We start from the raw sequence: 20,955 nt of genomic DNA, 5'->3' as shown, positions 1-20,955 counted from the left end.
TTTTTTCTTGCTATGTTGGAGCGAAATATCAAATTTTGGTTGACGGAGAAATTGAACCCAATTATAATTCCGAGTAACCGGATATGATTTATTAAAATAGGTTGGATAGGGGGCCATCTGATGGGAGACACCGCAGTTCTGGTCATTGCACACGGTTCGCCTGATCCTGATTGGCTGGAGTTAGTAGAATCGGCAGTTGGGCAGTGCCATCTCGACTTGCCCATTCGGGTGGCCTTTCTCGGAGGAGTCGAAGGACGCAGTATCGCTGAGGAGTGGGAGCGACTAGAGGAAGCCGGCGCGAAACGAATTGTCGTCGTCCCTTTATTTGTTACCGCAGGGAGCTCGCACGTCGGGGAAATACGTTCCATGCTAGGACTGGATCGTTGTCAAGGGAAGGACACCGAGATTCCACGTGTAGCCGTGCAGGCGCGAATCCTTTGGTGCTCTCCATTAGAAGATCATCCGGTGGTAGAACAGATTGTGGCTCATCGAGTCCATGCATTAGTCAGCCATCCTCCGACTGAAGCTCTGCTATTGGTAGGGCACGGGAATGAGCGGGCTGGTGGCCAAGCGAAATGGGAGAGGCTGTTGCATCGATTGACCCTCCGACTGCAAAACCGGTTTGGTTTTGCTGCTGCTGGCTACGGTACCTTGCGTCCGGATACTTTGCGCGAACAAGCCCACTTGTTGGCTGACAGAGGAGAGCTCGTCATCGTACCGCTTTTTGTCAGTCAGGGCTACTTTACTCGCAAAGCCATTCCGCAGAGGTTGGAAGGCTTGACCTACCGGTATGACGGTAGTGCGTACCTCCCTCATTCGTTGATGGCAGAGTGGATCAACCAATCGGTTCGAACGGCAATCGTAGCTGACCTCTTCACAAAAAGGAGCGTGTATGCAAATGGCAGAGAGAAAACAGTGGAAATGGGCAGATGATCCATCCCTCAACAAGATGGAATTCACCAAGCTGGAAAAAGACGGATTGGACGTCATTGAAACGATCGTGAACACCTATTCCAAAGAAGGCTTTCAATCGATTGAATCTTCTGATATGGACCGTTTCAAATGGGCGGGTGTCTATCAGCAGCGTCCAAAAGATGGTCACTTCATGATGCGTGTTCGTATCCCCGGAGGTATCTTGAACAGCGAGCAGGCAAGAGTGCTAGCTAAAATCGCTGAGGATTACGGCCGTGACCTAGTCGATGTCACGACCCGTCAGGCTGTCCAGTTCCACTGGCTCACGGTAGAATCATTGGCTGACATATTTGACCGTCTCGCTTCCGTAGGTCTCTCTTCTTTCGAGGCTTGTGGAGACTGCCCGCGGCAAATCATGGGCAATCCGTTGGCAGGAATTGATCCGCATGAAGTGCTGGATACACGCCCACTCGTGGCTGAGCTCGAGAAATTCTTTCTGATGAATCGGGAGTTTTCCAACCTCCCTCGCAAATACAAAATTTCCATTTCCGCCAACGTTCATAACGCTGCCCATGCGCAAATCAATGACCTGGCCTTCACGCCTGCCAAGAAAACGATCGCGGGCGAGGAAGTGATCGGCTTCCATGTATGGGTAGGGGGCGGCTTATCTGCCAAACCACATTTGGCCAAAAAACTCGACGTATTTTGCCGCCCAGAAGAGGTCATCAAAGTAGCAGAAGGGGTCACCACCCTGTTCCGCGATTTCGGCTACCGTCAAAAGCGGACACATGCAAGACTGAAATTTTTGGTGGCTGACTGGGGCGCAGAGAAATTTAAAGACGAATTGATCAATCTCGTCGGCGAACTGGAAACGCAAGGGGAGGACTTGCTGAAAGGCTGGAATGGCGGGTATTTCTACGGCATTCACGAGCAACAGCAGGCAGGACTCTACTACGCAGGACTGTCTGTACCGGTCGGGCGTATGAATGCTGGAGAGCTGGTCGAGCTGGCACATCTGGCAGATGAGTACGGGGACGGAACGATCGGTACATGCAATACGCAAAATGTACTGATCCGAAATATCCCACAAGACAAGGTAGCGGCTTTCCAGGCAGAGCCACTCATCGTGAATCGGTTCAAGCTGACACCAAACACATTTGTCGGTTATGCCGTTTCTTGCACAGGAACGGAGTATTGCAACCTGGCCATCGTGGAAACCAAAGAGCGGATGCGTTCGCTGGCTCTCTATCTGGATGACACGGTCACGCTCGACACGCCTTTGCGCATCCATATGATCGGCTGCCCGAACTCGTGCGGTCAACGTCAAATTGCGGACATCGGCCTTCAGGGAGCATTGGTCAAAACATCTGCAGGAATGGTGGAGGCATTTGATATCCATGTAGGCGGTACCTTGGAAGAAGCGCAGTTCAACCGCAAGCTAAACGCGCGCATAACTGTCGACAAGCTGGGGCCTTTCCTCGCGCAATTAATTACGCTCTATAAAGAAGATCGCAGCGAAGGTGAACAGTACTGGCGTTATGTGGAGCGTGTAGGTCTGGAGAAGATCCAGTCGCAGGTAGATTCGATCTTGCAAACCGCGTAATTAGCGAGTGAAACGTAGCAGAAAAGAGGGACCACTATGACAGGAGAGCAAACGGAAAGCTATCTGTACAAACTGGAGGCAGTGCTTGAGGAAGGGCGCTTATTGACTGTTGTCGTCCTGGCCCAATCAGACGAGAGGGCATTTAGCACTGCAGAAAACAATATTTTGAGACACACAGTGGCACCAGCTAAGATCAAAGAGCTGAGTCTGGTGGAAAAGAAGCCGGTCGGTCGGCAGGGTGTCGGCTACGTCATCGAGACTTCCCATTTCGGATAATACAGGCATGCATGATAGAAAAGAGCTGGCAGCGAGGGAGCGATCACGATGAAGACAGGCAGCGTCTTGTTTGTCGGGGCAGGACCAGGTGACCCCAAGTTATTGACAATCAAAGGAATGGAGGCTCTGCAACGAGCAGATGTCGTGGTCTATGACCGTCTGGCGAATCCGTTGCTGCTGGCACATGCTAAACCGGATGCGCGGTTGGTGTACTGCGGAAAAGAAGCGGATCGGCACACATTGCCCCAGGACGAGATCAACCTGCTTTTGGTTCGTGAAGCGCAAAAAGGACAGACGGTAGTGCGGTTAAAAGGGGGTGACCCCAGCATGTTCGGGCGAGTCGGAGAAGAGGCGCAAGTGTGCCTCTCCCATGGCATCCCGTTTGAAATCGTGCCGGGAATCACTTCGGGCATGGCTGCGCCACTTTATGCTGGAATTCCGCTTACGCACAGGGAGTACAATTCATCGGTCGCATTCGTGACAGGTCATCTTTGTGAGAAAAATGCGGACAAAGAGCCAGATTGGTCAGGGCTGGCTTTGGTGGAAACCCTTGTGATTTACATGGGGGTAAAAAATCTCCCGCGGATCAAAGACCAATTGCTGCATCACGGCAAACATCCAGATACACCGGTCGCCCTCGTGCGCTGGGGAACCCTCGGGAAACAGGAAACGGTAGCAGGCAGGCTGGAGACGATTGATCGAACGGTGGCTGAGGCTGGGTTTACGGCACCAGCCATCATCGTCATTGGAGAAGTCGTACGTCTGCGGGACTCTCTCAGTTGGTATGAGAGCAAGCCGCTTTTCGGCCAAAGAGTGGCAGTCGCTTCCCGTCAAACAGGAAAGTACTCCCTTGAAAATGTTCTGGAACAGGTGGGGGCAGAGGTCTGGCCCATTCCCCTGACAGAACAGTCGCTCTCGACATCAGATGCTGCTGGGCAAGGGATTCCTGAAGATTTCTCCACCTATGAATGGCTCGTATTTGATAGCGAGTTACAAGTATCCGCCTTTTTCCGGGAGCTGTCAGCCAGACGCTACGACCTTCGCAGACTGCAGGCCAATATCGTCGCGTACAATCAACAAACGGCTTTCGCATTAGAGGAAAAAGGGCTCTACCCCGATCTCGTAATCGGAGCGGCGATCCCTGCCTCAGCTCTGCATCAGATGTTGCCATTAAACAGTGGGGAACGAGCTTTACATGTGAGCAGTGACCAAAGTGCTGTCATTTTGCATGCGCAAGGCAGTGTGACACATACGGTGCAGGCGGGAGGGCTGGAGTGGGATCCTTCTCATCCGCTAGCAAAATGGTTCGCTTCCGATTCTTTTGACTGGATCGCAACTGACGATCCAAACACGCTGTCAGCATTGACACAATTTGCAGGTTTGGACTGGAGAAAAAAACGACTCTTGTGTGTCGGTACTGAAACGATCACGCGCGCCAAAGAGCTAGGCTGGAGCGAGGTGATCGAGTGTGCGCAAGCAGAACGGCTCGCGGAAGTACTCGGTCAGATGAAAGTCGCAGGAGAAGTGACTCCCCTCTATTCGTAATCTTCAGACGGGCATGTGATGGGAGGTGTTCGGTCCCGTGGGATGGAGTTATGTTGCAATCGCCATTGCCTTGTTTTTCGCCATGAATATTGGAGCGAGCGGGACAGCTGCATCGATGGGCGCAGCTTATGGCAGTGGGGCCGTCCCGAACAAGCGAGTCGCCATGGCTCTCGTAGCCGTAGCAGCACTCCTCGGAGCGGTCATAGGCGGGGGAGAAGTCGTCAAAACCATCAGCGGTGGCATTATCCCAACTAGTCTGATGATCGTGGAGACGGTCGTAATTGTTCTGGCTTCTGCTACCCTGACATTGTTTGGCGCAAACCTGTTGGGAGTTCCGCTCTCGACCAGTGAGGTTACGGTCGGTTCCATCGTCGGGGTAGGGCTGGCTTATCAGTCCATCTACCTCATGAATCTGCTTGTGATTGTGAGCTTTTGGTTGCTTGTACCAGCCGTAGCTTTTTTCGGAGCCTATCTCGTTGGCAAGCTGATCCATCGGGTCAACCAACGCTATCCCGATCTGCAAAAGCCGGGTACGACAGGTGAGCGTTGGCTACGCTGGCTGTTGGTTGCATGTGGTCTGTATGAAGCCTTTTCAGCAGGAATGAACAATGTAGCAAACGCGGTCGGCCCACTGGTGGGAGCAGGCTTGATGAGCACTTCATCCGGGATCTGGATGGGCGGAGTAGCGGTCGCGATTGGTTGTCTCTGGCTGGGAGGAAAGGTGCTCGAGACAAACGGGAAGAAAATTACGTCCCTCTCGCTTCTACAGGGCAGTGCCGTGTCGGCTACCGGGGGAACCTTGGTCATCTTCGCATCCTTGTTCGGGATTCCTGTGCCGCTGACTCAGGCAACGACCTGCGCCATACTCGGCGTGGGGACAGCTGAGAACGGCTTTAAGCTGTGGCAAAAAGGGATCATCAAGCAGATCCTCATGGTCTGGATCGTCTCTCCCGTCTCCTCTCTGGTTGTCTCTTTTGCTTTTGTGCACGTATTCCTGCGCTCGGATCTCTATATGCTTGTCGCGCTCATCAGCGTTTTCGTATCGACACTGGGTTTTGTCGTCCTGATTCGACTCATTCGCAGGGAAAATAATTCGATCAATGATCAAGGAGGGGGCATATGAGCAACTGGAGTTACGCAACGGCTACGGACGAACGTCTCGCCGTCATCAATCAGCAATTGGGTAAGGGTGATACTCTGGATGTGATCAAGTGGGCCTATCAAACGTTTCAGGATGATTTGATCTATTCCTGCAGCTTTGGGGCTGAAGCGATGGTGCTCATCGATATGATCAGTGATGTAAAAAAGAATGCTCAGATCATTTTTTTGGACACCCATCTGCATTTCAAGGAAACCTACGAGTTGATTGAGAAAGTTCGTGCGAGATATCCGGACTTGCGTATTACAGCCAAACAACCAGAGGTGACTCTGGCACAACAAGCTGCCGCCCACGGAGATGAGCTGTGGCTCAACCAACCGGATCTGTGCTGTCAAATTCGTAAGGTCGAACCAATGGATCAGGCACTCAGAGGAGCAGTAGCTTGGATGTCTGGACTGCGTAGAGAGCAATCCGCTACTCGTGCGTCAGTGAATTTTGTCAACCGCGACGGGAAGTTTGAATCGTTAAAGATTTGTCCGCTCATTCACTGGAAGTCAGAAGAGGTGTGGCAGTACATACGCATTTTTGAGCTGCCCTACAACGCCTTGCATGACCAAAACTACCCGAGCATCGGATGCGCGCCTTGTACGCGGACAGTAGCACCTGGAGAGGATTCTCGCTCAGGCAGATGGGCTGCTCATGCAGGCAAAACGGAGTGCGGACTCCACTTGGCGAAATAAGCGAAAATAGCTGCAAACAACCAACAGGGATGAGGAGTGGAAGAGATGAGTGGAAGCACGCCACATGGAGGTATCTTGATCAATCGCTATGATCCGGAGGCAGACCTGTCACAGGTGACGAATGAGGTAGAGCTGGATGGGTTCGCCCTATCTGATCTAGAGCTGATTGCAATCGGTGGTTACAGCCCGATCACCGGATTTTTGGACCGCCGCGAATATGAATCTGTCGTACAGCGAATGAGATTGGCAGACGGAACCGTATGGAGCATCCCGATCACGCTTCCTGTCTCTGAAGCGGTAGCGAAAGGACTTCAAGTGGGCGAGCAAGTAAGTCTGGTCCATCAAGGAACCGTCTACGGGCTTATGGCCATCACAGATATTTACCAGCCAGACAAAGGTGAAGAAGCGCGTCAGGTATACGGAACGGACGACGTGAATCATCCAGGTGTGAAAAAGCTGTTGGAGCGTCCATCCGTCTATCTCGGTGGCCCGATCACTCTCGTAAAACGGACGGAAAAAGGAGAGTTTGCCAGCCATTATTTTGATCCTGCTGAAACGAGAGAGAGTTTTGCGGAAAAAGGCTGGAAGACAATCGTGGGCTTCCAGACACGCAATCCTGTGCACCGTGCGCATGAATACATTCAAAAGTCTGCGCTGGAAATTGTAGATGGCCTCTTCCTCAATCCATTGGTGGGGGAAACGAAATCAGATGACATTCCCGCAGATGTTCGGATGAAAAGCTACCAAGTCCTGCTGGAAAAATATTACCCTGCCCAGCGTGTACAATTGGCAGTCTTCCCTGCTGCGATGCGCTATGCGGGACCTCGTGAAGCCATTTTCCATGCCATGGTACGGAAAAACTACGGCTGCACGCACTTTATTGTAGGGCGAGACCATGCTGGAGTCGGCAATTACTACGGCACGTACGATGCGCAGCACATCTTCCGTCATTTTACTCCAGAGGAGCTGGGGATAACGCCGCTTTTCTTTGAAAACAGCTTCTATTGCCGCACGTGCGGAAACATGGCATCCAACAAGACGTGCCCCCACGATGCAAAGCATCATGTTGCCTTGTCAGGGACCAAAGTGAGGGAAATGCTTTCGAAAGGGGAAGCGCCACCGGCAGAGTTCAGCCGCGCGGAAGTCGCTCGAGTCTTGATCGAAGGATTACAGACCATTTCTGTCTGAGAGAGGAGGAGGAAAGGATGAGGAGAGAAACAACGGCCAACCTCGTATGGCATTCTACTACGGTGACAAAAGAGGACAGGCAACAGCGTGCAGGACATAAAAGCTGCGTGATCTGGTTTACAGGTCTGTCTGGTGCAGGGAAGTCGACATTGGCCAATGCGGTGGAGTATGAGCTGCATCAGCGGGGTCTCGCTAGCTATGTATTGGATGGAGATAATATCCGGCTTGGACTCAACCGTGGCTTGGGCTTTGGAGCGGAAGACCGAAAAGAAAACATTCGTCGGATCGGGGAAGTGGCAAAGCTGTTTGTTGACGCAGGAGTCATTACCTTGACTGCCTTTATCTCACCATTTCAGGAGGATCGCGAGCTGGCGCGGAGCCTGGTAGCAGACGGAGAGTTCGTCGAGGTCTATGTCAAATGCTCCCTGGAGGAGTGCGAGCGACGGGATGTGAAAGGCTTGTACCAAAAGGCGAGAGCTGGAGAGATCAGTCAATTTACGGGCATCTCGTCACCGTATGAGGAGCCTGCGGCACCGGAGCTGGTGATTGAGAGTGGGGAACTTTCAGTCGAAGAATCGGTACATACTGTGCTAGATTATCTGAAGGCAAGAGGGATTATCTAACAGACGTAGGAAAGGGGCTCTTCTAAAGCCATGTAAAATGGCAGTGAGATAACCCCTTTTTCTACTTTTTCAAGGTAAAGGTATCTAACTTTTCTCCGTCGATATCGTAGGCTGCATAGAGTAAGCGGTCACCGCTGATTCGGATTCCCGCAAACATCGGCTTGCCGTTCTGAAAATGGACAGCATGATAGAACTGATCGTCTTTCTTTTTGTTCCATTTGCTCCCAGCAACATTGGTTACGACGTATACGGTACCATCTCCATCCTTGACGATTTGATTGCCTTTCAAGGGATAGGAACGTGAATATTCATGATTATGACCTTGGAGCACCAGGTCCACTCCGAACTCATCGAAGAGAGGAACCCACTTGTCGAGCACGGCATCATTTTGATTGCCACCATATGGCCCGTGGTGCAACGCAACGATGATCCAGGTCTGTTTGGTAGCAGCCAGATCGGCTTTCAACCATTCAGTTTGCTTTTTCACTTTCGATTCGGTGTTTAGGTAAACAAAGTGCGCAGGGCCGTAATCAAATGAATAGCTCGTACCTAGATTTGAACTTTTCGCCCCGTTTTCAGGCAGGTTGAAGTGCGAAAGAAACCGCTCGGCATTTCCATCGATTTCATCGTGATTCCCCGTGGCTGGCATGAGTGGATAACGACGAAGCAGCGTCTGGGCACGATCAAAAAACGAAAACCAACCGCTCTCATTCTCAGGATCCTCAGTCAAATCCCCGTTATGCACGACGAAGGCTGAGTCAGGGAAGGTCTCAAATGCCTTCGTCAGCGTGTTGCCCCATAGTTCGAAATCCAGATCCTTTTTTCCTTGTGAATCCGTTACGTTGATGAAAGTAAATTCACTCGTGCGTGCTGCCTCCGTTTCAAATTCAGCTGGGGGACTCCATCCATTGTCCGCCCTACTACCGACCCGATAGGAGTAACGAGTGCCTGGAGCAAGATTAGTCGCATGGACCTTGTGAACACCTTGCATGACCCCTTTCCCAGTGTCGATCGTGGAGGTCGTCCCTGATATGGAGATCACGTCATTTCGATTGAAATCGGTGATTCCAGGCGCAGCAACGAGTTGGAGAATGGTCTCGGCACTCGGGCTTGTTGTATACCAAGTGAAAGCGCGGCTTGTCTGCGGGTTGTCCTTGAAGGTGGTTACGATCGAATGTGGTGTCGGTGATGGAAGGTCTGCATTGCTTTGGAACAGTCTGATCCCGGCAATGGACAGAAAGACAACCACCAACGCAATTGCCAGAAACCAGAGATTTTTGTCCATGATATACCTCCAAAATAGGAACCCACGAGGGGAAAGGTCTTTTTCTGCAAAACAAAAGCCCCGCTATCAAACGGGGCTTTCGCTCATAATCTGATGACGCGTGTTGGTGTGTGCAGCGTCAAGATTTTATTATGGGGAAACGACCTCAACTTCTTCTGCTTCCAGCTCAGCTTCCCATTCCTTTTGCCATTTATGTTGCTCCAGCAAGCTCTCTGCGATTGGGCGCAAGAAGCCTTTGTCACTGAAATTGTTAATGGCTTTTTCGTCTTCATACAGCTGCTCAACAGTGAGTCCCGCATCTTTCGCAGGGATGTCATACTTGGTAGCTTTTCCGAAGTTATACACGTATTGATCGGCTGCCAAACCAACTGTCAGAGGCTGTTTCATCTCTGGAGCTTGGAAAGTGACGCTCAGCTCGCTCTTCTGGTGAACAGACATTTTCGCATCGTCGATGTAGAAGTCAAGGTTCCAAGCGAGGCCATGGAATCCTTCCTTCTTCATTTCTTCTACGATTTTCTCAGGCGTATATACTTTGCCGGTTTCATCCAACCATTCTTTTGCAGATTGGAGTCCTTCGGTTACAGTTGCTTCCGCCAATGCGCGTTTTTCTGCTTCTGTCGTTTTGCCCATCTCAGGGTCCAGCTCTTCCTGCAGGGAGTTAGCGAGAACCATCATGTCGATGGCAAAGTCTTTTACATCTTTGCTTGCTACAGCATCATTTGCAGTGAAGAAGAACATTTTCACTAATTCTTTGGCATCAATCTTGATGTTTACGTGAGTTGCCTTCACTTTTTCGCCGTTAGGCAATTCGACTGTCTCCACACCCATGTTCTTCGCGTTGGAGAGTGTGTAGCCGTATTTCGCGATGTATTTCTTCATGAAGTTGATCGCGAGGTCGTTCATTTTGTCCTGATACTCTTTCAGTTTGGCAGGGTCCGCATCGGATCCGCCAAAGCCACCCAGAGCACTTGTTGTATCTGCACTGATTTTCAGATATTTGCTGTCCAATGGCGTTTTTGCGTAAAAATTGTCATCGGCCACGATCAGCTCAACAGAGGCTTTTTTGTCGCCAGCCCACAGTTTGTTGTCGCGAAGCAGTTTGTCATCGTTTACTTCAAACTGAACCTTCGTATTTTTCAGGTCAAGCTGAGAGCCCTTCATGGTCACGCCAGCTTTGAGTGCTGAAAAGATAGCAGTATCTTCTTTATCAGCTGCTTCGCCGAAAGCTGCTGGCAACTTATCAACGTCACCTGTCAGTTTCAACGTACCCTGATAATCGTAGTTTGGTTTTTCGATCGATGCCACGATCGAATCGCGAACCAAGGATGCTTCACCTGAACATCCGGTTAGCACCAGCATACCCGCAACGAGTAGGGCGCTTCCTTTTTTCCACATGTGTTGTTCCTCCCCTATGTATCTTTTTGCAGTCCCTCTTTGTACTACGCTTGAAATGGGAAAAGGTTTCGCAAAAACGGAAAAAAATCACAATCTCGCAAAATTCATAGGAGATTCATGGTAAGATGAAAGGGAAAAGATGGTTAGTGAAGGAAAGGGCGTTGCAACATGTGGTCGTGGCTTCAAAAGCTGATGAGTTTTTTTCAGGGCGAAGAAGAACAACGGATAGAAAATGAAGTGCGTTCCCCCGTTCAACAAGCTCCCCGTCAGCTCCAGGCAAAGACAAAGAGCATCTACCCGAAAGAGCGGGCTAACAGTCGGGCAGGGGAACAGTCCAGACAGGAAAGAGAACGTCAATTTCGTTTTCCTGTCGTTCCTGATGAATATCCGGAGAAAAGACGAAAAGAAAAACAGGCGGACAATGGATCGTCTTCACGTGAGCAGAGGCAGCCTTCATGGGAGCGCCAACCAGGCGCAACTCGTGATACGGGATCTACAGAATCTAACGTCCGTAACAGCACTCCTGCACCATATACCAGCAGGAATATAGAGACGAGTAGAAATCAAGAGATAGCAAAGGCCATGCCAGACAAATCGGCAGAGCGAGTAGCTCGACAAGTCGAACGGAGGACGGAGCCACCCGTACGTACCAGTCAACCGGAGGAAACCAAGAAGGCGTACAAGCCTTCTGATGTTGTTTCTCCTGTCTATGGCAAAATTACGCCAGCGACACGTGAAGAGGAGCATCGGATTCACACGACTGCAGGGATCGTGTATCCCCGTATCGAGCAGGAAGAGCATCTAAACCAGCTGAAGCAGTGGGATCAGCAGCAGATCAACGAACGGGCAAAGGGGATGGAGGCAGAGCTTCCAGTCGTAGCGTCTCCACCAGTAGAGGTGACCGATAGAGCTGGTAGTGTAGTAGAGCAGATTGGCATCACGTTAGAGGACGATCTGGTAGAGAATCACGATGCGGCAGTCGAAAAAGACCAGGACGTGAATCTTGAATCGGTCGCGCTCTCTGACGATCATGAGCCTGTTCACGAGCAAAAGGAAGACGAGGAATTTGCTTGGAGCGTTATTGGAAAAGGACTGAAAGAAACAGCAGTAACGGTTCAAGTAGAGATGCCTACTTCCGCCGAAGAGCCTGAGCCTGAGTTTGAGCAAGCAGTTGCGTTGGTAGAGGAAGCAGAATCTACAGAGTCGGAATCAGACCAAGCAGAGGAATCCAACGAGATAGTAGTACAAGCCGTAGAGGGAGAAGAGAATCTCGACTCATCCCATTTCAGTGGCTATCCAGCTGAACATGAAGAGGACGAGCGAGAAGAACGCTGGGTGATGACTGAAGACAGCTCTGTGCAGGCGGTAGTGGAGCCTGAACCAGAGACACATTTCGAACCAGAGACCCTACTGAAGCCAGTGGCGGATCAGGAACTACAGACATCTCAGGAACTAGAAACTACTCAAGACTTAGTTCCAACTCAAGAACATGAGACAGAAGGAGAACCAGTATCAGAACCGGTTCCTCTTCAAGATGACTTCCAGGAACATACGCCATCTGCCGTGCCAACTCCATATGCTGAAGACGAAGCGGTTCTGTACCATCTGGAGGACGAGGAGACGACTGAACCGGATGAGGTACACCTCGCCGTTGAAGAAAGCGCCGAAAGCGTCGAAAGCGTCGAAAGCGTCGAAAGTGCGGAGGACAGTGCTGTTTACATCCCGGCAATAAACCGATTATTGGAACGTGCCGAAGCAGATGTGCCAATGGTAGAGCAGGAAGTGCCGATCCGTCACCCGTTGACTCCAGTGCTAGCGCCGGCTGAGTCAACGACCATGCAAATGGCAACAGTAGAAACTTCCAGTCAAACACAAATGGAACAAACACCGGAGGATAAAGAAGAGCTGGAACTGTCCTACAGCATGCCTCAGTTAGACCTGCTCAATCCGAGTCCGATCCCGAGCGATGACGACGACGAGCACACGCAGCTGCAAAAACTGCTGTTAGAAGAGACGTTGTCCAATTTCAACGTAAGTGCCCAAGTAGTAGGCATCGTCAAAGGTCCATCCGTGACTCGCTTTGAGCTACAGCCTGCTCCGGGTGTCAAAGTAAACAAGATTACCGGTCTGGTTGATGACATCAAGCTCAATCTGGCAGCCAAGGACATCCGTATCGAAGCGCCTATCCCGGGTCGCAATGCGATCGGGATCGAAGTGCCAAATCTGTCGAGCCGTCCTGTCATGATCAGCACGATCATCGGCTCCGATAAATTCCAGGAGCACAGCTCTCCATTAGCTGTAGCGTTAGGGATGGACATCGGTGGCGAACCGATCATTGCGGACATCAAAAAGATGCCACATGGCTTGATCGCTGGCTCGACTGGATCAGGGAAGAGCGTTTGCATCAACTCGATCATTGTCAGCTTGCTGTACAAAGCTACACCAGAACAAGTCCGTTTGCTTTTGATCGACCCGAAAATGGTGGAGCTGGCACCGTATAACCATTTGCCGCATCTGGTGACACCTGTCGTTACCGAAGCGAAACAAGCGACCGCTGCCCTCAAGTGGGCGGTGGAGGAGATGGAGAAGCGGTACACGCTGTTTGTAGAAGCCGGGGTACGAGATATCGATCGCTATAACCAAACGACGGATGATACGCTCCCTTACATCGTCATCGTGATTGACGAGCTGGCTGACCTGATGATGGTGTCACCGCAGGATGTCGAGGATTGCATCATACGGATCGCTCAAAAGGCGCGAGCTTGTGGTATTCATCTGCTGCTCGCTACCCAACGCCCTTCCGTAGACGTCATTACCGGTAACATCAAGGCAAACGTGCCTACCCGTCTGGCGTTTGCGGTATTCTCCCAGGTGGACTCCCGGACGATTCTCGATCAGTCCGGAGCAGAGCGACTTCTGGGACGCGGGGATATGCTCTTCCTGGAGAGTGGAACGACGCCTGTCCGTCTGCAAGGGAACTTCGTATCAGATGACGAGATCGAACGAATCACGCATGTCATTAAAAAGCAAAGAAAACCTTCTTATATTTTCAGCAAGGAAGATTTGGAACAGCAAGTTCAATCGTTTGATGCTGGTGATGATCCCCTTTATCTAGAAGCCCTCGTGTTTGTGGCTGAACAAGGCCAGGCGTCCGCATCCGGTCTGCAGCGCAGGTTCCGCGTTGGCTACAATAGGGCAGCACGCTTGATCGAAATGATGGAGGCGGACGGATACGTAGCAGGACAAAGTGGCGGCAAAGCTCGCGCGGTACTGATTTCCCGTGAGGATGCGCAAGCGGTTGTTGAGGGTTCAAGTTTGGTCTAAAAGGCAAAGGATGGGGAGGGTCTTGCTCGTGAGCGAGGCCCTGACCACATCCCTACTTTATGATTAGTTGCCTAAATATTCGAAAATATAGTATGCTAAAAGATATGTCATGAACTATCAGGAGGGCTTATGGATCAGGTGACCAAAAAGTATCAAGCGATTGATACGGAAATTGTCCTATTTAACGAGGAATATTATTTGAGTGTGATACACGTTGATATCTCCGCTCTTGCTACACCTGACAGAGAATCGCTGTTTACCCATCTCTTTGAATTTGATAGCAAAGACATTGAACTGGAAATAGACGTTTCCGAAGAGCATGTTGGTAATTGGTTTTTGCAAGTGTTGGTGCCCCATGTTTTGACGCTCCCTGATGTCGCTCGGAAGCGCCTAGAACGAGGACGCGAGGAGCTCGCAGCGCATTTGGCGAAACAATCGGTGAATCCAGTGCAGGCCCAACTGTTTGGGGATGACATTTATCAGTACGTAAAACGATATAACCCTCATTTGCAAGTCATCGGGTGAAGGTAGGCAGCAAGATGCAGCGATCAATCACGATCGCTGTTTTTTGTACACTTGGGTAGCTAGTCAAAGCCAAACAAATGTGAAATTTCTGTTGCGAGTCAATAGATACGGAGGGGCGTAATACGCTAGGAGTAGTGGGATTGTCCAATGACCTGAGTAGGAGAGTTGGCTGATGAAAAGATTCTTGCGAGTTTTGCTCATTATTTTTGTAATAGGTACTGGAGCGGCTTCCTGGTATTTTTATGAACTGTACAAAAACGTTGAGGAGACAGCAAATGCGATCTATGATCCTTTGACTTCCGTTTCAGCAGCTCAAGCTCCACCTCCCTTAGGACCACAACCACAACCACAACCTTTTCAGGCGACTGATGTCCCCACCACAAAAGAACAGAAAACGGACGACCAGCAAGCGAATAAGGCGATTTCCATCTTGTTGTTTGGTGTTGACAAGCGAGGGACGGATGCAGGCCGTTCCGATACCATCATTTACTTGGTCAGCAATCCCTCGTTAAAGAAGACGTTGATGTTTAGTATCCCGCGCGATACACGCACGCAAATATCTGATGTAGGACGGCAGGACAAGATCAACCATGCCTATGCATTCGGAGGGATGTCTGCGACGGTTCGGACGGTCGAGAGTTTTTTGAATACCCCCATCGATTATTACGTGAAGGTAGATATGGAAGGCTTTCTCAATATCATCGACTCCCTGGGAGGGGTCGAGGTGGACAATCCGCGTGCTTTCAGTTACGAAGGGTTTCGCTTTGAGAAGGGGAAGATTTCTTTGGATGGAAAAAGGGCATTGGCTTATGCGCGCATGCGACACGATGATCCGGAGGGGGATTTCGGCCGCAATAAGCGACAGCAATTGATCATCGAGGAATTGATGGCCAAAGCCAAGGAAATCGGCACGGTCAACAAGCTGGATGAAGTGCTGGCCGATATCGGCTCCAGTGTCAAAACCAATCTCACCTTTGATGACATGCAAAATCTCATGTTCCATTACAAGAGTGCACTCGATCAAATTAATGTGCTCAGAATCGGTGGCCAAGGTGAGATGATCAACGGAATCTACTATTATGTGGTACCTGATGAGGAACGGTCACGAATCAAACAAGAGATCGATACGGTCCTGCACGGTTCTGCGCAGCATTCCTAGCTGCAGGAAGTGGCATTCGCCTTTGTCTAGCTGACACCTGACTATCAGGTTGGTCAGCTTGTTTTTTTAGAGGGACTAGTGGTCAGCGGAAAATTGGAGAAGCCGTGGCTAAATTGATTCGTTTGCATATCGTATTGCAGGTCAACTCCACATTAGAAGGGAAGGTAGATAGATGAGTATATTAACACCACAACCGTATGTGGTTTCTATCACCGATTATAAGCAATATGCTGTGAATGTCGGGACGGCGACGGAAGACTGGTCAGATGCGATCCAGAGAGCTGTCAACGACGTGTCGCAAAAGGCAAGTAACAGTTCTACCGGCTTCGAATCCAACATTCAAGGGATCGTTTCGTTTCCAATCCAAAGATTTAAGATCCGCAAACCGATTTTGTTGCCTCCACAAGGGATCGTACTCGAAGGAACATCCATCTCATCTGTTGTATTGGATGACATCTACACGGGTAAATTTACATTTGTGCCGTGTACGATCATCGAAAAGACGACGAACAACACATACGGAGCTAAAACGCGAAAATCGCGGGGAAGTGCCATCACCGACGATTATAATGTCGACGCCTTTTTCCTCGTAGACCATGGTGAAAATAACACCAATTACAATACCTCACTCCAGTTTTTGTCGCTTTACTCCACCGCCCCCAAACGAGTACGATACGGCATCTACGCCCCCCGAACGACCCACGCTACCTTCAGCAATATCCAAACCTACTACTGTGACTACGGTTTCTTCACCTATGATTCCTGGATGACGAAAATCGATAAATTCTTCGCCAGGGACTGTGTATCTGCCCTTTGTTGGCAGGATGACGGGACTAACAACGGGACTGGCACAAGCTTGAATGCCACGAATGTTTGGGCGAACACGGCTCAAGTAGGCATTGACATCACGTTGCTCAACTACTCCACATTTACGAGCTGTGGCGTAGACCATGTGAACAGCGGAACAGCTCGTGCGTATTCTTTTAAGAAATGCAATGGGGTCACACTGAACGGATGTGGGGCTGAGGATATCAAAGGGGACGTGCTCTATTTTGAGAATACGGCTGCGGTAGTAAATGCTTTTAACTCCTATTATCTCTTGGGTGCTCCCGTAACGAGAGGAACATCTGGGGTTGTTTTTGCGACAGGCTCATCCAATATCGTCTTTAACGCCTGCAAATTCCCCAATTATCAAACATCCGACCCATCAGATAATTCCTATACTCTGTCGACGACTAACAACTTTAATCACATCGTGCAAAACGGGGCAGATGTCATGTTCAATTTGTGCCAACTTCCGACAAACGGCAATAGCTATGTCTCCTACAGTAACAATAGTAGCGGAACGTATGTCGATGAAAACGGGACGACGACCTGTATCAATGTAAATGGAGTCATCTACAAAGGGACCATCGTGAATGGTCTCAAACGGATGCTAGGTACAGCGATGCCGACTTCAGGAAGATGGACGGCTGGCGATCGAATCGAAAATACAGCCCCATCCGTCAAAGGCACAAGCGGAAGCAGATATATCGTCTTAGGCTGGTGTCGTTTGACAACGGGTAGCAACAACGTATTGAATACAGACTGGGTACAAATGATCAGCTATACAGGCAACTAATGCCTTTGGTCGCTACTCGGTCGACGTGGAGACACCTCGGAGCAATAAAAGGCACGAGGTGTATGTTTTATTGATAAAACTTTTTCGAAACCGTCTTCATTTCTGAAAACACTAACTTTAGATAGTTGCGACTGAGAATGTAAAAAGATTATGGTAGAAATAATGCGTTAAAAAGACTATTGACAAATCGACATTCTATTCAAAATTCGCTATTTGTTCGCGTCAAACGACAAATTAAGTCTATTGTCATTCAAATAGGCGTATTGTAGTATAAGCCTATCCGACGAAGCTCCCATTATGTAGCAAGTTGAATAATGGAGCATGGTTGAGAAGATGATGCTAAAATCCAGAGGTGACTTTCATGCTAGAAAAGAATGAGGTAACGAACCCTAGTCCTGGTGCCATGGAAGAATACACGCGCTGGTTGAAGCACACGTCGATGCCGACTGACCTTCTGGATGAGCTACAGCTCATCCAGTCTGATAGCACTGAGATAGAGGAGCGATTTTATAAGGACTTGGAATTCGGAACAGGAGGGATGAGGGGAATCATCGGTGCAGGAACGAATCGTCTGAATATCTATACGGTTCGCAGAGCTGCACAAGGTTTTGCCCACTACCTCAGCAAAAAAGGGGAGACAGCCACTCAAAAGGGTGTTGCCATCGCCTACGATTCTCGTAAATACTCCAGGGAGTTCGCCTGTGAAATGGCGACGCTCCTCGCTCATACAGGAATAAAGGTTTATCTGTTTCCTGACATTGCTCCGACTCCACTGCTCTCCTTTGCCATTCGTCATCTCCAAGCCTCCGCGGGTCTCGTGCTCACCGCCAGTCACAATCCACCCGAATACAATGGAATCAAAGTATACAATCAAGATGGAGGTCAAATCACCGAAGAAGATGCTCAAAGCATCTACGCCGAAATTCAGGCAATAGGAGATCCACTGATCCTTCCAGCCATTGCATGGTCCACCGATAGCGCTGACGAGCGAATCATTTCGATTGGAAATGAAGTCGTGGAAGCGTATTGTCAACAAGTGGAACTGCTGCTGCACCAGCGAGCGTTGATTGAGGAAAATGGCGATAGCCTTTCGATCGTCTATACGCCGCTGCACGGAACTGGGGTCAAAGTGATCCCTGACTTGTTAAAAAGGGTAGGTTTTACCCGTGTTCAGATCGTCGAGGAACAGGCGACGGCGGATCCACGTTTTCCTACCGTTAAAGCACCAAATCCCGAGGAGCCGGAAGCGTTTGAACTGGCTTTGCAGCTCGCGTCTGAAAAGCAGGCAGACCTAATCATGGCAACAGATCCGGATGCCGATCGACTGGGAGTTCTGGTCAAAACGGGGACAAAGTATGAGATGGTCAACGGGAATCAACTAGGAGCCATGCTCCTGTACTATTTGCTGGGACAATCGGCTGTAAAAGGTCGAACGATACAAAATGGCCTGGTATTGAAAACAATCGTAACCTCGGATCTGGGAGAGAAAATTGCCGAGAGCTATGGAGTCGAGACTCTCCAGACGCTCACCGGATTCAAGTACATCGGTGAAAAGATCGAAGAGTGCTGTTCGCTTGGATCACGCACTTTCGTTTTTGGCTATGAAGAAAGCTACGGGTATTTGGCGGGAGATTTTGTCCGTGATAAGGATGCTGTACAAATCACGGTACTGGTTGCTGAGATGGCCCTCTACTACCAACAGAGAGGAAAAGATTTATTTCAGGTATTGGAGGAGATTTATAGCAAGTTCGGTTACTATCGTGAAAAGCTTCATTCCTTGACTGTCGCGGGAAAAGAAGGACGCGAGCAGATGGAGGAAAGCATCGCAAACCTGCGGAAGAATCCACCCGAACAAATAGCAGGCTATGCAGTGTCGGTAGTAGAGGATTATGAACTGCAGATAAAAAAGGTGATGGGGACAGGGCAAGTGGAACCGTTGTTTTTTCCGAAGGCAAACGTCATAAAAATCATCTTGGCAGATGGGTCGTGGATAACTGTCCGGCCATCCGGTACGGAACCCAAGATGAAAGTGTACCTCAGTACGAATTCCCCGTACAACAAAGAGCAAGCAGAAGAGAAAATGTTGCTGCTTCAGGGAGCTTTGCCCGACTTGATTCGGTTTTCCTAGGAGGTTGTTGGGGACGTGGCACAATCAAAAATTAAAAAAGCAATTATTCCGGCTGCAGGTCTGGGTACCCGATTTTTACCAGCGACCAAAGCGATGCCAAAAGAAATGCTGCCGATCGTAGATAAGCCGACGATTCAGTATATCGTGGAAGAAGCGGTCGAAGCGGGGATCGAGGACATCATCATCGTAACGGGAAAAGGAAAGCGAGCGATCGAGGATCATTTTGATTCCGCGTTTGAGCTGGAACAAAATCTGTTGGAAAAGCAGAAGCTGGATTTACTGGATCAGGTTCGCTATTCCGCGAAGATCGCGAACATTCATTACATCAGACAAAAAGAGCCACTGGGGCTGGGACATGCGATCTGGTGTGCGAGGAAATTTGTCGGGAATGAACCGTTTGCCGTTTTGCTCGGAGACGATATCGTTCGTTCGGACGTACCGTGCATCAAACAATTATCAGAAATATTTGAGCATACAAACTGTTCGGTTATTGGTGTGCAGGAAGTTCCTGAAGAACACACTTCAAGATACGGGGTAATCGATCCAGTCGCTGAGGAGGGTGGTTTGTATCGGGTACGCGCCTGTGTGGAGAAGCCACCAAAAGGCACAGCGCCTTCCAATCTTGCTATCATGGGACGCTATATCCTGACCCCCGACATTTTTGCGATATTGGACAGTCAGGAAAAGGGAGCAGGCGGGGAAGTTCAGCTGACAGACGCCATACAGCGTCTAAATGAAAAACAGACGGTGTACGCCTATCAATTTGAAGGGGTACGGTACGACGTAGGAGAGAAGCTAGGATTTATCACGACGACGATTGAGTTCGCGATGAGAAGCGATGAATTGCGGACACCATTGCTGCACTATTTGGAAAATTGGATGCAGGGTCAGACCATCACACAAAAAAGGTAAGGACGGCTACTCCTTGTTTTGGGCCAACTTCCATTTCTGATATTCCAGAAACCCACGAAACTCTTCTTTGCTTACACCGGATTTCATGGCTTCCAAGACCAATTGGTTCCACTCATCATCCAAATCAGGCTCGGTCAAAGGGTCTTTCTCGATCAAGACGTTCATGGGAACATCGAGTACCTGAGCAATCTTTTCTATGAATTGGAGCGAAGGATTCGATTGGATATCCCGCTCGATGGAACTCAGATAAGACTTAGCAACTCCAGCACGTTCAGCCAGTTGCGACAGGGAAATGCCCTTTTCTTTTCGCAGTTTCTTGATACGTGTCCCAATCATGGAAAGAATCATCCTTTTTCTTTGCTGATTCTTCCATTATAGCAGGAAAAGAACCTTTTGCCTAATAGTGAAAAAACGCGGCTTTTGATAAAGCGAAAGGATTGAGCAATCTGGTTGAGAGGAGTCGTTACCATGTTCGCTAAAGAGTTCGGCACCGAAGAGATAGATTATGAGTGGAAAGAATTGATCGTGGAAGCCAAAAATCTAGGAATATCGAAGGAAGATATCCGGAATTTTTTACTGCTGGCGGCCAAGGACGCGACCGCTCAACGTTAAAAAGCCCA

18 protein-coding genes are annotated in these 20,955 nt (G+C 49.7%); 15 read left to right on the top strand and 3 right to left on the bottom strand.

Going from position 1 to position 20,955, the window contains the following annotated elements:
• Nucleotides 1–120 precede the first annotated feature (120 nt).
• The 8 genes from AN963_RS11075 to cysC are packed head-to-tail and all read left to right on the top strand — an operon-like array spanning nucleotide 121 to nucleotide 7,986.
• Nucleotides 121–933, top strand: a complete 813-nt coding sequence (locus tag AN963_RS11075; RefSeq protein ID WP_055744664.1) for a sirohydrochlorin chelatase — start codon at nucleotides 121–123, stop codon at nucleotides 931–933.
• Nucleotides 899–2,515, top strand: coding sequence for a nitrite/sulfite reductase (locus tag AN963_RS11070; protein ID WP_055744663.1), 1,617 nt, complete (start codon nucleotides 899–901; stop codon nucleotides 2,513–2,515). The genes AN963_RS11075 and AN963_RS11070 overlap by 35 nt, the downstream gene beginning before the upstream one ends.
• 36 nt (nucleotides 2,516–2,551) lie before the next feature.
• Nucleotides 2,552–2,791, top strand: coding sequence for a DUF3906 family protein (locus tag AN963_RS11065; protein ID WP_055744662.1), 240 nt, complete (start codon nucleotides 2,552–2,554; stop codon nucleotides 2,789–2,791).
• Nucleotides 2,792–2,839: 48 nt separating this feature from the next.
• Nucleotides 2,840–4,336, top strand: a complete 1,497-nt coding sequence (gene cobA, locus AN963_RS11060) for a uroporphyrinogen-III C-methyltransferase (protein ID WP_055744661.1) — start codon at nucleotides 2,840–2,842, stop codon at nucleotides 4,334–4,336.
• Nucleotides 4,337–4,373: 37 nt separating this feature from the next.
• Nucleotides 4,374–5,459, top strand: a complete 1,086-nt coding sequence (locus AN963_RS11055; RefSeq protein ID WP_055744660.1) for an inorganic phosphate transporter — start codon at nucleotides 4,374–4,376, stop codon at nucleotides 5,457–5,459.
• On the top strand, nucleotides 5,456–6,175 hold the full coding sequence (locus AN963_RS11050) for a phosphoadenylyl-sulfate reductase (protein ID WP_055744659.1): 720 nt from the start codon (nucleotides 5,456–5,458) through the stop codon (nucleotides 6,173–6,175). The genes AN963_RS11055 and AN963_RS11050 overlap by 4 nt, the downstream gene beginning before the upstream one ends.
• Nucleotides 6,176–6,220: 45 nt before the next feature.
• Nucleotides 6,221–7,363, top strand: a complete 1,143-nt coding sequence (gene sat / locus AN963_RS11045; protein ID WP_055744658.1) for a sulfate adenylyltransferase — start codon at nucleotides 6,221–6,223, stop codon at nucleotides 7,361–7,363.
• Nucleotides 7,364–7,380: 17 nt separating this feature from the next.
• Complete coding sequence (gene cysC, locus AN963_RS11040; protein WP_055744657.1) at nucleotides 7,381–7,986, top strand: adenylyl-sulfate kinase; 606 nt, start codon at nucleotides 7,381–7,383, stop codon at nucleotides 7,984–7,986.
• A 61-nt stretch (nucleotides 7,987–8,047) separates the two neighbouring features.
• On the opposite strand, the gene AN963_RS11035 is transcribed toward cysC, so the two are convergent.
• Nucleotides 8,048–9,271, bottom strand: coding sequence for a purple acid phosphatase family protein (locus AN963_RS11035; RefSeq protein ID WP_055744656.1), 1,224 nt, complete (start codon nucleotides 9,269–9,271; stop codon nucleotides 8,048–8,050).
• A gap of 129 nt (nucleotides 9,272–9,400) precedes the next feature.
• The gene (locus AN963_RS11030; protein WP_055744655.1) at nucleotides 9,401–10,666 is read right to left on the bottom strand and encodes a hypothetical protein; all 1,266 of its coding nucleotides are present in this window, start codon (nucleotides 10,664–10,666) and stop codon (nucleotides 9,401–9,403) included.
• 168 nt (nucleotides 10,667–10,834) lie between these two features.
• Here AN963_RS11030 and AN963_RS11025 point away from each other — a divergent pair, with 168 nt between their 5' ends.
• The 6 genes from AN963_RS11025 (at nucleotide 10,835) to galU (ending at nucleotide 20,335) form a co-directional block, all read left to right on the top strand.
• Nucleotides 10,835–13,990, top strand: coding sequence for a DNA translocase FtsK (locus AN963_RS11025; RefSeq protein ID WP_055744654.1), 3,156 nt, complete (start codon nucleotides 10,835–10,837; stop codon nucleotides 13,988–13,990).
• Between the two features lie 129 nt (nucleotides 13,991–14,119).
• Nucleotides 14,120–14,515 (top strand): hypothetical protein, encoded by a 396-nt coding sequence (locus tag AN963_RS11020; RefSeq protein WP_055744653.1) that lies wholly within the window; start codon nucleotides 14,120–14,122, stop codon nucleotides 14,513–14,515.
• Between the two features lie 172 nt (nucleotides 14,516–14,687).
• Complete coding sequence (locus tag AN963_RS11015) at nucleotides 14,688–15,674, top strand: LCP family glycopolymer transferase (RefSeq protein ID WP_055744652.1); 987 nt, start codon at nucleotides 14,688–14,690, stop codon at nucleotides 15,672–15,674.
• 172 nt (nucleotides 15,675–15,846) lie between these two features.
• A complete protein-coding gene (locus tag AN963_RS11010; RefSeq protein WP_055744651.1) occupies nucleotides 15,847–17,295 on the top strand; it encodes a hypothetical protein in 1,449 nt (482 codons plus the stop codon).
• A 361-nt stretch (nucleotides 17,296–17,656) separates the two neighbouring features.
• Nucleotides 17,657–19,423 carry a phospho-sugar mutase gene (locus AN963_RS11005; RefSeq protein ID WP_152985662.1) on the top strand — a complete coding sequence of 589 codons (1,767 nt, stop codon included), beginning with the start codon at nucleotides 17,657–17,659 and terminating at the stop codon, nucleotides 19,421–19,423.
• Between the two features lie 15 nt (nucleotides 19,424–19,438).
• A complete protein-coding gene (galU, locus tag AN963_RS11000; RefSeq protein ID WP_055744650.1) occupies nucleotides 19,439–20,335 on the top strand; it encodes a UTP--glucose-1-phosphate uridylyltransferase GalU in 897 nt (298 codons plus the stop codon).
• 6 nt (nucleotides 20,336–20,341) lie between these two features.
• Here galU and AN963_RS10995 read toward each other — a convergent pair whose 3' ends face one another.
• Nucleotides 20,342–20,671: a helix-turn-helix domain-containing protein gene (locus AN963_RS10995; RefSeq protein WP_055744649.1), complete on the bottom strand. Its 330-nt coding sequence runs from the start codon at nucleotides 20,669–20,671 to the stop codon at nucleotides 20,342–20,344.
• Between the two features lie 132 nt (nucleotides 20,672–20,803).
• On the opposite strand from AN963_RS10995, the gene AN963_RS30295 reads away from it, so the two are divergent.
• Nucleotides 20,804–20,947 carry an anti-repressor SinI family protein gene (locus AN963_RS30295; RefSeq protein ID WP_083496912.1) on the top strand — a complete coding sequence of 48 codons (144 nt, stop codon included), beginning with the start codon at nucleotides 20,804–20,806 and terminating at the stop codon, nucleotides 20,945–20,947.
• Nucleotides 20,948–20,955: the final 8 nt, after the last annotated feature.

The organism is Brevibacillus choshinensis (assembly GCF_001420695.1).
GTDB classification, from domain to species: Bacteria; Bacillota; Bacilli; order Brevibacillales; family Brevibacillaceae; genus Brevibacillus; species Brevibacillus choshinensis.
The sequence above is the reverse complement of the archived record's forward strand: the minus strand, read 5'-3'. Positions and strand labels throughout refer to the sequence as shown.